The following is a 13,057-nucleotide window of genomic DNA, read 5'->3' as shown; positions in this document are numbered from 1 at the left end:
CATCAGTGGGCGGAATGGCTGCTGCGCCAGCTCATGTAGTCCTTGTCGGTCATCAGCACCCACAGCGCCAGCACCATGACCACCACGCCGGACACCACGGCATTGCGCATGGCGTCCATCTGGCCCGCATAGTCCAGCACCCAGGGCGAGATCACCATCCACAGTCCCAGCAGGCCTTCGGTCCATTCCTCCCACGCGCGGGGCATGAAGATGGCCCCCAGCGCAGCGGCAATCAGCGCCAGGCCGATGACCACGCCATTGGCCGTGGGCGCCATCTGGTCCTGGAAACCGAGCACCCAGGGCGAGACCGCCAACCAGGCTCCCAGCAGGACATTGATCGGGTCCTGCCAATGCTTCATGTATTTCATGGCTGCACCTCCTGCCGCCACGACGAATGAGGGCGGCAACTCGTTGGATCAAGGCCGCAGCATGCAGGTTCCATGAGGATTTTTGTGAAAGTGCCTGCTTACCAGGGCATCTCGCCCTTGTTCACCTTGGCGCCAATGTCCAGCGACAGCGCCATGCCGGCCTGCGGGTAGGCCTGCTTCATGGCGCCGATCAGCTCGGCACTGTTTGCGGCCTTGGCGGCGGCGGCCTCGAAACGCTGGAGATAGTCGCGTGTATAGGCGATGGTGCTGGCGTCCATGGCGGTGCCGGCCTGCATGTGGCCGGGCACGACGACGGCGGGCTTGAGGGCCTGCATCTCGTCCAGCTGCGCCAGCCAGGCCTTGCGCTCGGCGCTCTTTTGCGTGTCCGCCGTCCAGACATGCAGGTTGCCGAACACACCCACGTTGCCGACGATGGCCTGCAGCGCAGGCACCCAGACATAGGGGCGGTGGGCCAGCGGGCCGGTGGTGCCGCGCAGCTCCAGCGTCTGGCCGTCCACGGTCACCGTATTGCCCTGCAGGGCCTCGGGCAGCACGGGATGGCTGGGGGCGTTGGCGCCCATCTTGGGGCCCCAGAAGGCCAGCTTGCCCTGCAGCTTGGACTCGATCTTCTCGCGCACGGCGGGCGTGGCCACGACCTTGGCCTGCGGGAACAGGTTCTTCAGCACCTCGGCGCCGAAGTAGTAGTCGGGGTCGGCATTGCTGATGAGGATGGTGGTCAGCTGCTTGCCGCTGTCGAGCACATTGGCGGCAATGCGCAGGCCGTCGGCGCGGGTGAAGCCGCTGTCCACGACCACAGCCTCCTTGGCGCCGGTGATCAGGGTGGAGGTCACGGCAAAGCTGTGTTCGTCTGCCTGGTAGACCTTCATCTGCAGCGGGGCGGGCGCCTGGGCATGGGACAGGCCGGCCGACAGGGCCAGGGTGAGCGAAAGCACGGTGGTGCGAAGCATGTCGATTTCCTTTGAAAAAAGCACAAGACAGAAAACGGGTGGCAGCGCCGTGCTGCCATGTGTCGTACTTTAGTTTTTGAAATCGAGCAGATAAACCGCAGAATATGCGCTTGTTTGTTGCAGAAATAGAGCAGATCCATGGACCGATTGCTGGCGATGCAGGTGTTTGCCACGGTGGCCGAATGCGGCAGCTTCACGGCGGCGGCCGAGCGGCTGGACCTGTCGCGTGCCATGGCCACGCGGCATGTGGAGTCGCTGGAGCAGTGGCTGGGCGCGCGCCTGCTGCACCGCACCACGCGCCGCGTCTCGCTCACCGATGCCGGTGCACAGTGCCTGCGCTACAGCCAGCAGATGCTGGCCCTGGCCGATGAGGTGCAAAGTGAAATGCGCTCGGGCGACAGCCAGCTGCGCGGCCTGCTGCGCGTGACCTGCAGCATGTCCTTCGGCCATGCGCAGATGGCGCCGGCCATTGCGCAGTTCATGCGGCAGCACCCGCACCTCAAGATCGACCTGCTGGTGGACGACGGCGCGCTGGACCTGGTGCAGCAGCGCATCGACCTGGCCATACGCATCAGCGCCGATCCGGGCGCCGCACTCATCGGCCGGCCGCTGGCCGTGTGCGAATCGGTGCTGGTGGCTTCGCCTGCCTACCTGGACGCGGCAGGGCGGCCGCAGACACCGGCCCAGTTGCAGGCCCACCGCTGCCTGGGCCATATGCGCGTGGGCCGCAATGTCTGGCAATTGGCGCGGCGTGACGATGAGAGCGATGAGCAGCAGATCGCCGTCACCACCTGGTTCAACGCCAACGAAGCCACCGTGCTGGCCGCCGCCGCCGTCGAGGGCGCGGGCATCGCCTTCCAGCCCACCTACCTGGTCCAGCCCATGCTGCAGGCCGGCGAGCTGGAGCTGGTGCTGCCGGACTGGCGCCCGCAGCCGCTGACCGTGCATGCGCTGTACAGCTCCCGCCGCCACCTGCCGGTGGCCGTGCGCGCGCTGCTGGATTTTCTCGTGCAGCGCTTCGAGGGCGCGCGCTGGTAGCGAGGGCGTAAAAAAGCCGCCTTGCGGCGGCTCTTGGCAATCTGCGGCAGGGCGCCGCAGAGTGGCTTATTCCTTGCCGCCCAATTGGGGCAGGGCGGTGCTGGTGCCCAGCGACAGCAGGCCGGCCTTGGAGTAGATGGCCAGCTTGTCGCGGGTGTCCATCAGGTCCAGGTTACGCATGGTCAGCTGGCCAATGCGGTCGGCGGGGCTGAAGGGCGCGTCCTCGACCTTTTCCATCGACAGGCGCTCGGGAGCGTAGGTCAGGTTGGGCGATTCGGTGTTCAGGATGGAGTAGTCGTTGCCGCGGCGCAGTTCCAGCGTCACGGTGCCGGTCACGGCGCGGGCCACCCAGCGCTGGGCGGTTTCGCGCAGCATGATGGCCTGCGGGTCGAACCAGCGGCCCTGGTACAGCAGGCGGCCCAGGCGCAGGCCGTTGATGCGGTACTGCTCGATGGTGTCCTCGTTGTGGATGCCGGTCACCAGGCGCTCGTAGGCGATGTGCAGCAGGGCCATGCCGGGGGCTTCGTAGATGCCGCGGCTCTTGGCTTCGATGATGCGGTTCTCGATCTGGTCGCTCATGCCCAGGCCGTGGCGGCCGCCGATGCGGTTGGCTTCCAGGAACAGCTCCACGGGGTCGGCGATTTCCTTGCCGTTGATGGCCACGGGGCGGCCTTCGTCAAAGGTCACCGACACTTCCTCGGCCTTGACCTCGACTTCGGGCTTCCAGAACGCCACGCCCATGATGGGGTTGACGATGCGGATGCCGCTGTTCAGGAACTCCAGGTCCTTGGCCTCGTGCGTGGCGCCCAGCATGTTGCTGTCGGTCGAGTAGGCCTTCTCGGCGCTCATCTTGTAGCCGAAGCCTTCCTTGGTCATGAAGGCCGACATCTCGGCGCGACCGCCCAGCTCGTCGATGAAGGTCTGGTCCAGCCAGGGCTTGTAGATCTTCAGCGCGGGGTTGGTCAGCAGGCCGTAGCGGTAGAAGCGCTCGATGTCGTTGCCCTTGAAGGTCGAGCCGTCACCCCAGATGTTGACGTCGTCTTCCTTCATGGCGGCCACCAGCATGGTGCCGGTCACGGCACGGCCCAGGGGCGTGGTGTTGAAGTAGGTGATGCCGCCCGTGGAGATGTGGAAGGCGCCAGCCTGGATGGCGGCAATGCCTTCGCCGGCCAGCTGCGAGCGGCAGTCGATCAGGCGGGCCTGCTCGGCGCCGTACTCCATGGCCTTGCGGGGGATTTCGTCGTAGTCGGCCTCGTCGGGCTGGCCCAGGTTGGCCGTGTAGGCGTAGGGCAGGGCGCCCTTGTTCTTCATCCAGCGCAGGGCAGCGCTGGTGTCCAGGCCGCCCGAGAAGGCGATGCCGACCTTCTGGCCGACGGGAACGTTTTGCAGGATGGTTTCCATACGATGCTTCTCTCAATAACGATGGCGGCTGGCGTGCGGGACGCGGCTGCCGGAAAACACGGAAGGCGCCTGGGCGCCGTCAGGTCGAATGCGTCGGTCTGCTCAGGCGCTTATGCGTAGTGGCAGATGTAGTGGTAGGCCTCGGTCACGCGGATGTCGAACTTGGAGTTCGCAGGCACCTGGAAGGACTCGCCGGCCTTGGAGGTCAGCCACTGGTCCGAGCCGTCGAGCTTGTACTCGCAGGAGCCGGCCACGCATTCCATGATCTCGGCAGCGGCCGTGCCGAAAGTCAGCTGGCTGGGCAGCACCACGCCGGCAGACTTCTTCGTGCCATCGGCCAGCGTGAAGCCGTGGCTGATGCATTTGCCGTCGAAATAGACATTGGCCTTGGTGGTCAGGGTGATGCCAGAGATGGTTTCGGTGGTCATGGAAGCTGGGCAGAGGGTGGACTAAACCGCCCATTTTAGGCCAGCACCCGGCCGCTGCCCGTACGTGCTGGCCGCCGCCATGCAAAAAGCCCCTTGTCGGGGCTTGCGGGGCGAGCGCATGGCGGCTTCAGCGGCGCCAGCCATGGCGGTAGCCGCCGCGCCAGCCGTGATAGCTGGGGCGCGAGGCGTAGTACACGCCGGCAGCAAGGGCTGCACCAATCACCACGGGCGCCACATAGTCACCGGCCGAATACACCGGTTGCACCGGCTGGGCCGGGTAGTAACCACCGTCGTAGTAATTGCTTTCATAGACCACGGGCGGCGGCACGGGCGTGGTGGAGTACGCGGCCTGGGGCGGCTGGTTGGTGCTGTAGTAACCATTGCTGCCGTAGGCGCCGCTGTTGGCGGCGGGCTGCACGCTCAGTGCAATCCAGTCGCCAGGCGGCGTGGTGGTCCGCGTCGTGTAGTTGCGGCCCGCGTACTCATAGACCACGTCGTAGGCCACGGCGCGGTTCTGGTAGTAGGTCTGGGTGGTGCAGTTGCGCACCGTCTGGTACTGGGGCTGCTGTCCCGAGGCTTCCGCCTGGTTGCCCAGCATGGCGCCGCCAATCACGCCGGCTGCCGTGGCCGCAGCGCGTCCGCCGCCGTGACCAATGGCGTTGCCCACCACGCCGCCCGCCAGCGCACCCAGCACGGCGCCCGCGCCCGAAGTGCTGCGCTGGCCCGAGTAGACGTTCTCATCGCGGCAGACCTGCTGGGGCACGGCCACCTGTTGCGTCACCGGGGTCACGGAAAGCACCCGGCCTTGCTCCTGGGCCAGGGCTACGGTGGCGGTCGTGGCCGCCAGCGTCAAAAGAACCAGGGATTTCATGATTGCACTCCTGTTGCGCTGGCGGTACTTCCTGCCAGGCTCCATGCAAGTGTATTCCTCGGGCCCGAAAAGCAGTTTGCGGCCGCGTAAATCCACGTAATAAGCTGTTCCAGGCCTGACGGCAGTGTTAGCGCTTGCCCTCGTGGGCCAGCTCTGCCCAGGCGTCGGGCGCAAAACCCACGGTGATGCGTCCCTGCGGCCATTGGACGACCGGGCGCTTGATGACGCTGGGCTGCTGCTGCATGAGGGCGGCGGCACCGGCCGCATCCTGGGCGCCGGCCTGGGTGTCGGCATCGAGCTTGCGCCAGGTCGTGCCCTGACGGTTGAGCAGCTTTTCCCAGCCCACGGCCTGCATCCAGGCAGGCAGTTGCGCGGCAGGGACGCCCTGTTTCTTGAAGTCGTGGAATTCGTAGGCGATGCCCTGGTCGGCAAGCCAGGCGCGGGCCTTCTTGACGGTGTCGCAGTTGGGAATGCCGTAGAGCGTCACAGTGTTTGAGGTGGTCATGATTGGTTGCAGTTGCCGCAGTCCGCGGATGGCGAGGACCCCATAAGGACACTGTCCCTGGGTAACAATAGCGCGCAGTATGCACACCTCATTTCCCACATTGGATGCATGGCTCGCATATTGCGAGCGCCTGCACCCCAAGAATATCGCGCTGGGCCTGGAACGCGTGCGCGAAGTCGCCCAGCGCCTGGACCTGCGTTTCGACTGCCCCGTGATCACGGTGGCAGGCACCAATGGCAAGGGCTCGACCTGCGCCATGCTGGAGGCCGTGGCGCTGCAGTCGGGCTTTCGTCCCGGCGTCTACACATCGCCGCATCTGGTGCATTTCGAGGAGCGCTGCCGCGTGGGCGGCGAGATCGTGAAGGCCGCCGAGCTGCTGCCGCAGTTCGAGGCCGTGGAGCAGGCGCGCGTGCAGGGCACGGAAGTGGCGCTCACCTATTTCGAATTCACCACGCTGGCCATCCTGCGGCTGATGAGCCAGTCCAGGCTGGATGTGGCGATTCTCGAAGTGGGGCTGGGCGGACGGCTGGATGCCACGAACGTGATCGACGCCGATTGCGCCGTCATCACCAGCATCGACATCGACCATGTGGAATTCCTGGGCCCGGACCGCGAGAGCATCGGCCGCGAGAAGGCCGGTATCATGCGCGCCGGTCGGCCGGTGGTGGTCAGCGATCCCATGCCGCCGCAAAGCGTGCTGGACCATGCACAGGCCATTGGCGCCGATCTCTGGCGCCTGGGCCAGGACTTCAATTTCTCGGGCGACAAGCAGCAGTGGGGCTGGGCAGGACGCGGGCGGCGCTATGCGGGCCTGGCCTATCCGGCGCTGCGCGGCGCCAACCAGCTGGTCAATGCATCGGGTGCGCTGGCCGCGCTCGAAGCCATTCGCAGCCGCCTTCCGGTCACGGCCCAGGCCGTGCGCACGGGGCTGGCCATGGTCGAGCTGCCAGGGCGTTTCCAGATTATTCCGGGCCAGCCCACGCTGGTGCTGGACGTGGCGCACAACCCGCATTCGGTGGCGGCGCTGACGGCCAACCTCGACGCCATGGGTTACTTCCCCAGCACGCATGCGGTGTTCGGCGCCATGCACGACAAGGACCTGGCGCCCATGCTGGGCAGGATCGCACCGCTGATCGACCGCTGGTACCTGACCGACCTGCCCACGCCGCGTGCCGAAAGCGCCGAAGTGCTGCGCCAGAAGATCGAAGCCCTGCCGCCCGCACCCGGCGTGCCCCGCGAGCTGTCGGTGGCCACCTTCGCAAACCCGCAGCTGGCGCTGGATGCAGCGGTTCTGGCCGCAGGTCCCACTGATAGAATCGTGGTCTTTGGCTCGTTCTTCACGGTGGGCGGCGTGCTGCAGGACGGCCCGCCCCGGCTGAACGCCAAGCATCTGGGCACCTGAATCCAGTGATCCGCACCGCAGGCGGCCATCGTGGCCGCTGTGGTGGCCGATATGAACGAGTCCGCACTCCATGGCATTTTTCAATTTTCGTTGGCCCGGCAAAAAAGACGACGGTGATTCGTCGTCCGCATCGAGGCGGCCCACACGGCTGGGACAGGCGGAAAGCGTCGATGTCATGCGCCGCCGGGCGCGCCACCGCCTCATCGGCGCTGCCGTGCTGGTCCTGGCGGGCGTGGTGGGCTTCCCCCTGCTGTTCGACACCCAGCCGCGTCCGATTCCCGTAGACATCCCCATCGAGATTCCTGACCGCGACAAGGTTGCGCCCCTGGTCGTGCCCGGCGCCAATGCCGTGGACGCCCATTCGCATGGCGCGGCTGCGCCGACGGGCCGCGTGTCGGCCCAGGCCTCGCTGGGTGCCGATGAGGAAGAGGTTCCCATGGGCAGGCCTTCGGCGCCGTCCATGCCGTCCGTGCCTGTGGCCCCTCCCGTTTCCCAGGTGGCTCCGGTCAAGCCTGAAGCGAAGCCCGAGGCAAAGCCGGAGCCCAAGCCCGCCGCCAAGCCTGAGACCAAACCCGAGCCCAAGCCGGAACCCAAGCCCAAGCCTGAGCCGGCCAAACCCGAGCACAAGCCGGAGCCCAAGCCCGAGCCGAAACCCGAGCCCAAGCCAAAGCCCGAACCCAAGCCCGAGCCGTCCAGGAGCGACGACGCCGCGCGTGCCCGGGCCCTGCTGGAAGGACGCAGCGCGCCCGCCGCTTCAACGGCGGCCGCAGCGACGGACGAACGCTTCATCGTGCAGGTCGGTGCCTTCTCCGACGCCGGCAAGGCCCAGGAAATCCGCGCCAAGCTGGAGCTGGCGGGCCTGAAGACTTTCACGCAGGTGGTGGACACCAAGGACGGCAAGCGCACGCGGGTGCGTGTGGGCCCGTTCAATGGCCGGGCCGAAGCCGACAAGGCGGCGGCGCGCGTCAAGGGCCAGGGCCTGCCGGCGTCGGTGATCAAGCTCTGACGCGGTGACGTACATCTTGCAAAGCAGCACGGGCGCACAGAAATAGCGTATGTCCACGGTGGACTGGGTTTTGCTGGCCTGCGTGCTGGCCTCGATGCTGCTTGGCGCCTGGCGCGGGCTGGTGTACGAGGTGCTGTCTCTGCTGGGCTGGCTGGTGGCCTTTGTCGTGGCCCGCATCTGGGCAGCCGACGTGGCGCTGTGGCTGCCCATGCAGGACTGGGACATGCAGCTGCGCTACGCCGCAGGCTTTGTGCTGTTGTTCGTGCTGGCGCTGTTCGGCTGGGGCCTGGTGTCCTGGCTGTCGCGCCGGCTGATCGAGGCGGTGGGGCTGAGGCCCGTGGACCGCACGCTGGGCGCGCTGTTCGGCGTGCTGCGCGGGGCGCTGCTGGCCCTGGTGGCAACGATGGTGATCAGCTACACGCCGCTGCACCAGGGGCAGTGGTGGCAGGATTCAGCCCTGGCGCCATGGCTGATGCAGGCGCTGGCTGTGGTTTTGCCACAGCTGCCGCAGGAATGGGGACGCTATCTGCCGGCTGCATGACAAGGCGCTGCAGCGCAGGAGTCGGCTGGCAGAAACAGTTTGGATAGAGAAATCGGGCGCAGGCGTGGCCAATGGGTGGCTGCTACGGCCCAGACAGCGAAGGGCGACCTTCGCAAACGGATGGAACGCAACTATGTGTGGAATCGTTGGTGTAGTCAGCACCGCGCCCGTGAATCAACTGATCTATGACGCCCTGCTGCTGCTGCAGCACCGTGGCCAGGATGCCGCAGGCATCGTGACCCAGCAGGAGCGCAAGTTCTTCATGCACAAGGCCAAGGGCATGGTGCGCGACGTGTTCCGCACCCGCAACATGCGTGCCCTGCCGGGCACGGTGGGCCTGGGTCAGGTGCGCTACCCGACGGCCGGCAACGCGACCAGCGAGGAAGAGGCCCAGCCCTTCTACGTGAACGCGCCCTTCGGCATCGTCATGGTGCACAACGGCAACCTCACCAATGCCAAGCAGCTGCGCGAGGAGCTGTCGGACACCGACCACCGCCACACCAACACCGAGAGCGACTCCGAAGTCCTGCTCAACGTGCTGGCCCACGAGCTGGCCCGCGCCAGCAGTGGCGCGCCGCTCAAGAGCGAAGACGTGTTCCAGGCCGTCAGCGCCGTGCACAAGCGCATCAAGGGCTCGTATGCGGTGATCGCGCTGATCGCCGGCTACGGCCTGCTGGCCTTCCGCGACCCGTTCGGCATCCGCCCCCTGTGCATGGGCCGCGGTGCCGACGGCTCGGTGATGCTGGCCAGCGAGTCCGTGGCCCTGGAAGGCACGCTGCACCAGCTCGAGCGCGATGTCGCCCCGGGCGAGGCGGTGTTCGTGCACAGCGACGGTCAGGTCGAAACCCGCCAGTGCTCTGAAAAGAGCGAGCTGCACCCCTGCGTGTTCGAGTACGTGTACCTGGCCCGCCCGGACTCCGTGCTGGATGGCATCTCCGTCTACCAGGCCCGCCTGAACATGGGCGAGACGCTGGCCAAGCGCGTGGTCTCCACCGTGCCCCCCAACGAGATCGACGCCATCATCCCGATTCCCGAATCCAGCCGCCCCAGCGCCATGCAGCTGGCCCAGCTGCTGGGCATTCCGTACCGCGAAGGCTTCGTCAAGAACCGCTACGTGGGCCGGACCTTCATCATGCCGGGCCAGTCCTCGCGCAAGAAATCGGTGCGCCAGAAGCTCAACGCCATCGGCAGCGAGTTCAAGGGCCGCAAGGTGCTGCTGGTGGATGACTCCATCGTGCGCGGCACCACCTCCAAGGAAATCGTGCAGATGGCGCGTGATGCCGGTGCCGTCAAGGTCTACCTGGCCTCGGCAGCGCCTCCGGTGCGCCATCCCAACGTCTACGGCATCGACATGCCCACGCGCGCCGAACTGGTGGCGCATGGCCGCACGGTCGAGGAAATCCGCCAGGTCATCGGTGCCGACGCGCTGATCTACCAGGACGTGGCCGCCATGAAGCAGACCGTGGGCAAGATCAACCCGCAGGTGCAGGGCTTCGAGGCCTCGTGCTTCGACGGCGTCTACATCACGGGCGACATCTCCGAGGACGAAGTCACGGCACTCAATGAAGGCCGCAACCGCGGCGGCGAGGAAGAGTCCAGCGACGCCTCGCGCCTGTCCCTGCCCAACGCCCAGGAAGCCTGAGTCAGAGCGATCGGGCTTCAGTGACAATACGGGGGCGGGCCTGAGGCCCGCCCTTTTTTGACAAATGAGCTAAAAGCGCTGGTGCTGGAGGACTGCAGGCTGCAACGCCCAGCAAGTCCCCAGGTGACAAGTGTTTCTAGCTCCTTTTTTCCGGGCACCGCCGCCATCGGCGGGCCGCGCCCGACCCCAAGGACCATCAACGTGACGAACAAGACACTTCCCGAAGGCCTGCATCCCGATACGCTGGCCCTGCGCGTGGCCGTGGAACGAAGCCAGTGGGGCGAGCACAGCGAAGCCCTGTACATGACCAGCAGCTTCGTGCAGCCCGACTGCGCAACGGCAGCGCGCCGCTTCGCCAACGAAGAGCCCGGCTACACCTACAGCCGCACCTCCAACCCCACGGTGACCAGCTTCGAGCAGCGCCTGGCCGCCATGGAAGGCACGGAATGCGCCGTGGCCACGTCCACCGGCATGTCGGCCATCTTGCTGGTGGCGCTGACCACGCTCAAGGCGGGCGACCATGTGATCTGCTCGCAGTCCATGTTCGGCTCCACCATCAAGCTGCTGGGCGGCGAGATGGCGCGCTTCGGCATCGAGACCAGCTTTGTCTCGCAGACCGATGTGCAGGCCTGGAAGGCCGCCATCCGTCCCAACACGCGATTGCTGTTCGCCGAGACGCCGACCAACCCGCTGACCGACCTGTGCGACATCGCCGCGCTGGCCGAACTGGCGCACGCCCATGGCGCGCTGCTGGCGGTGGACAACAGCTTTGCCTCGCCCGCGCTGCAGCGGCCCGCGCAGTTCGGTGCCGACCTGGTCGTGCATTCGGGCACCAAGCTGCTGGACGGCCAGGGCCGCGTCATGTCGGGCGCGGTCTGTGGCACGACGGCACTGGTGGACAAGGTCATGGGCACCTTCCTGCGCAGCGGCGGCCTGAACCTGGCGCCGTTCAACGCCTGGGTGGTGCTCAAGGGTCTGGAGACGCTGTCCCTGCGCGTCAAGGCGCAAAGCGCCGCCGCGCTGGAGCTGGCCACCTGGCTGGAGGCCCATCCCAAGGTCGCCCGTGTCTACTACCCGGGCCTGGCCAGCCACCCGCAGCACGAGCTGGCCATGCGCCAGCAAAACGGCATGGGCGGCGGCGTGCTGTCCTTCGACGTGGTGGGCGAGGGCGCCGAGCAGCTGCGCGCCAATGCCTTCCATGTGGCCGACAGCACCCTGGTGTGCTCGATCACGGCCAACCTGGGCGACGTCAAGACCACCATCACCCACCCGGCCAGCACCTCGCATGGCCGCCTGAGCGAAGAGCAGCGCCGCGTCGCCGGCATCGGCCAGGGCCTGCTGCGCATCTCCGTCGGACTGGAATACCTGGGCGACATCAAGAACGATCTGTCCCGCGGACTGGATACCCTGCAATGACACAAAAAGTACGAACCCGTTTTGCCCCGTCTCCCACGGGCTTCATCCACCTGGGCAACATCCGCTCGGCCCTGTATCCCTGGGCCTTCGCGCGCGCCACGGGTGGTGATTTCATCCTGCGCATCGAGGACACCGACGTGGAGCGTTCCACCCAGGCCTCGGTGGACGTGATCATCGAAGGCATGGCCTGGCTGCAGCTGGACCATGACGAAGGTCCGTTCTATCAAATGCAGCGCATGGACCGCTACAAGGAGGTGCTGGCAGGCCTGCAGGCCTCGGGCCATGTCTACCCCTGCTACATGAGCGTGGAAGAACTCGACGCCCTGCGCGAGCGCCAGATGGCCCACAAGGAAAAGCCGCGCTACGACGGCACCTGGCGCCCTGAAGAAGGCAAGGTGCTGCCGCCCGTGCCCGAAGGCGTGCGCCCCGTGCTGCGCTTCAAGACGCCGCAGGGCGGCGTCGTGGCCTGGGAAGACAAGTGCAAGGGCCGCATCGAGTTCCAGAACAGCGAGCTGGACGACCTGGTGATCGCGCGCCCCGATGGCACGCCCACCTACAACTTCTGCGTCTGCGTGGACGATATGGACATGGCCATCACCCATGTCATCCGTGGCGATGACCACGTCAACAACACGCCGCGCCAGATCCACATCTTCGAGGCGCTGGGCGCCAGCGTGCCCGTGTTCGCCCACCTGCCCACCGTGCTCAACGAGCAGGGCGAGAAGATGAGCAAGCGCAACGGCGCCAAGGCCGTCACCCAGTACCGCGACGAAGGCTACCTGCCCGACGCCATGGTCAACTACCTGGCCCGCCTGGGCTGGAGCCACGGCGATGACGAAATCTTCAGCCGCGCCCAGTTCCTGGAGTGGTTCAACCTCGACCACCTGGGCCGCAGCGCAGGCCAGTTCGACGAGGCCAAGCTGCGCTGGGTCAATGCCCAGCACCTGAAGGCCCTGGACGATGCGGCCCTGGCAGAGCTGGTGTGCCCCTTCGTGCTCAAGACCGGCCTGGACCAGGCCCTGCTCGATGCCGACGACCGCCTGCCGCGCATCTGCGCCCTGTTCAAGGACCGCTGCGAAACCCTGGTCGATCTGGCCGGCTGGGTGCGCCTGTTCTATGTGGACGCCTTCGACCGCAACGCCGAAGACCTGGCCAAGCATGTGACCGACGCCGTGGCGCCCGCCCTGGACGCCTTCGCCGAAGGCATCGCCTCGGTGGAGTGGAGCAAGGAAGCCATTGCCGCCCTGATCAAGGAAGTGCTCAAGGCCCAGGGCCTGAAGATGCCGCAACTGGCCATGCCGGTGCGCGTGCTGACGCTGGGCACGGCGCACACGCCTTCGGTGGACGCGGTGCTGGAGCTGCTGGGTCGTGAAAAAATTCTGGCCCGTTTGAAAAACCGCTAAAAACCTGTCTATAATTCGAGTCTCTGATGCAAACGCAGCAACTAACAAGAAGCAGCGATTGCAGCATG

At 66.4% G+C, this 13,057-nt stretch carries 13 protein-coding genes; 7 read left to right on the top strand and 6 right to left on the bottom strand.

Annotated elements, in window-relative coordinates:
* Window positions 1-2: 2 nt before the first annotated feature.
* Window positions 3-368: an SPW repeat protein gene (locus ACUTR7_RS11070; RefSeq protein WP_445608855.1), complete on the bottom strand. Its 366-nt coding sequence runs from the start codon at window positions 366-368 to the stop codon at window positions 3-5.
* A 98-nt stretch (window positions 369-466) separates the two neighbouring features.
* A complete protein-coding gene (locus tag ACUTR7_RS11065; protein WP_096913583.1) occupies window positions 467-1,336 on the bottom strand; it encodes an MBL fold metallo-hydrolase in 870 nt (289 codons plus the stop codon).
* A gap of 138 nt (window positions 1,337-1,474) precedes the next feature.
* On the opposite strand from ACUTR7_RS11065, the gene ACUTR7_RS11060 reads away from it, so the two are divergent.
* Window positions 1,475-2,374: a LysR family transcriptional regulator gene (locus ACUTR7_RS11060; protein ID WP_043819625.1), complete on the top strand. Its 900-nt coding sequence runs from the start codon at window positions 1,475-1,477 to the stop codon at window positions 2,372-2,374.
* Window positions 2,375-2,440: 66 nt separating this feature from the next.
* Here the strand turns inward: ACUTR7_RS11060 and argG are convergent, their stop codons facing one another.
* The 4 genes from argG to ACUTR7_RS11040 all read right to left on the bottom strand — a co-directional run bounded on the left by argG (window position 2,441) and on the right by ACUTR7_RS11040 (window position 5,579).
* Entirely contained in the window at window positions 2,441-3,775 is a 1,335-nt protein-coding gene (argG, locus tag ACUTR7_RS11055) for an argininosuccinate synthase (RefSeq protein WP_013801583.1), read from the bottom strand.
* Between the two features lie 110 nt (window positions 3,776-3,885).
* Complete coding sequence (ppnP, locus tag ACUTR7_RS11050) at window positions 3,886-4,203, bottom strand: pyrimidine/purine nucleoside phosphorylase (RefSeq protein WP_012206574.1); 318 nt, start codon at window positions 4,201-4,203, stop codon at window positions 3,886-3,888.
* 127 nt (window positions 4,204-4,330) lie between these two features.
* The gene (locus ACUTR7_RS11045) at window positions 4,331-5,074 is read right to left on the bottom strand and encodes a glycine zipper 2TM domain-containing protein (protein WP_445608854.1); all 744 of its coding nucleotides are present in this window, start codon (window positions 5,072-5,074) and stop codon (window positions 4,331-4,333) included.
* A gap of 127 nt (window positions 5,075-5,201) precedes the next feature.
* Window positions 5,202-5,579 carry an ArsC family reductase gene (locus ACUTR7_RS11040; RefSeq protein WP_013801585.1) on the bottom strand — a complete coding sequence of 126 codons (378 nt, stop codon included), beginning with the start codon at window positions 5,577-5,579 and terminating at the stop codon, window positions 5,202-5,204.
* A 79-nt stretch (window positions 5,580-5,658) separates the two neighbouring features.
* Here ACUTR7_RS11040 and folC point away from each other — a divergent pair, with 79 nt between their 5' ends.
* The 6 genes from folC (at window position 5,659) to gltX (ending at window position 12,989) form a co-directional block, all read left to right on the top strand.
* Window positions 5,659-6,981, top strand: coding sequence for a bifunctional tetrahydrofolate synthase/dihydrofolate synthase (gene folC / locus ACUTR7_RS11035; protein WP_445608853.1), 1,323 nt, complete (start codon window positions 5,659-5,661; stop codon window positions 6,979-6,981).
* 70 nt (window positions 6,982-7,051) lie between these two features.
* Window positions 7,052-7,987 carry an SPOR domain-containing protein gene (locus ACUTR7_RS11030; protein WP_099751902.1) on the top strand — a complete coding sequence of 312 codons (936 nt, stop codon included), beginning with the start codon at window positions 7,052-7,054 and terminating at the stop codon, window positions 7,985-7,987.
* 49 nt (window positions 7,988-8,036) lie between these two features.
* The gene (locus ACUTR7_RS11025) at window positions 8,037-8,528 is read left to right on the top strand and encodes a CvpA family protein (protein ID WP_012206569.1); all 492 of its coding nucleotides are present in this window, start codon (window positions 8,037-8,039) and stop codon (window positions 8,526-8,528) included.
* Window positions 8,529-8,661: 133 nt separating this feature from the next.
* Complete coding sequence (purF, locus tag ACUTR7_RS11020) at window positions 8,662-10,170, top strand: amidophosphoribosyltransferase (protein ID WP_012206568.1); 1,509 nt, start codon at window positions 8,662-8,664, stop codon at window positions 10,168-10,170.
* Window positions 10,171-10,371: 201 nt separating this feature from the next.
* Window positions 10,372-11,586 (top strand): O-succinylhomoserine sulfhydrylase, encoded by a 1,215-nt coding sequence (locus tag ACUTR7_RS11015; protein WP_063325851.1) that lies wholly within the window; start codon window positions 10,372-10,374, stop codon window positions 11,584-11,586.
* Window positions 11,583-12,989 carry a glutamate--tRNA ligase gene (gene gltX, locus ACUTR7_RS11010; protein WP_445608852.1) on the top strand — a complete coding sequence of 469 codons (1,407 nt, stop codon included), beginning with the start codon at window positions 11,583-11,585 and terminating at the stop codon, window positions 12,987-12,989. Before ACUTR7_RS11015 ends, gltX begins: the two co-directional genes overlap by 4 nt.
* Window positions 12,990-13,057 lie beyond the last annotated feature (68 nt).

This window comes from Delftia sp. NA_296.1 (assembly GCF_052692095.1).
Note: the sequence above shows the minus strand (reverse complement) of the source record. Positions and strands in the feature narration are given on the sequence as shown.

Excerpts from the sequence above, each read along its gene's own strand:
- ACUTR7_RS11045 (WP_445608854.1), bottom strand. The coding sequence starts at position 5,074 with ATGAAATCCCTGGTTCTTTTGACGCTGGCGGCCACGACCGCCACCGTA.
- ACUTR7_RS11040 (WP_013801585.1), bottom strand. The coding sequence starts at position 5,579 with ATGACCACCTCAAACACTGTGACGCTCTACGGCATTCCCAACTGCGAC.
- ACUTR7_RS11070 (WP_445608855.1), bottom strand. The coding sequence starts at position 368 with ATGAAATACATGAAGCATTGGCAGGACCCGATCAATGTCCTGCTGGGA.
- folC (WP_445608853.1), top strand. The coding sequence starts at position 5,659 with ATGCACACCTCATTTCCCACATTGGATGCATGGCTCGCATATTGCGAG.
- ACUTR7_RS11060 (WP_043819625.1), top strand. The coding sequence starts at position 1,475 with ATGGACCGATTGCTGGCGATGCAGGTGTTTGCCACGGTGGCCGAATGC.
- ppnP (WP_012206574.1), bottom strand. The coding sequence starts at position 4,203 with ATGACCACCGAAACCATCTCTGGCATCACCCTGACCACCAAGGCCAAT.
- purF (WP_012206568.1), top strand. The coding sequence starts at position 8,662 with ATGTGTGGAATCGTTGGTGTAGTCAGCACCGCGCCCGTGAATCAACTG.
- ACUTR7_RS11025 (WP_012206569.1), top strand. The coding sequence starts at position 8,037 with ATGTCCACGGTGGACTGGGTTTTGCTGGCCTGCGTGCTGGCCTCGATG.
- argG (WP_013801583.1), bottom strand. The coding sequence starts at position 3,775 with ATGGAAACCATCCTGCAAAACGTTCCCGTCGGCCAGAAGGTCGGCATC.
- gltX (WP_445608852.1), top strand. The coding sequence starts at position 11,583 with ATGACACAAAAAGTACGAACCCGTTTTGCCCCGTCTCCCACGGGCTTC.
- ACUTR7_RS11065 (WP_096913583.1), bottom strand. The coding sequence starts at position 1,336 with ATGCTTCGCACCACCGTGCTTTCGCTCACCCTGGCCCTGTCGGCCGGC.
- ACUTR7_RS11030 (WP_099751902.1), top strand. The coding sequence starts at position 7,052 with ATGGCATTTTTCAATTTTCGTTGGCCCGGCAAAAAAGACGACGGTGAT.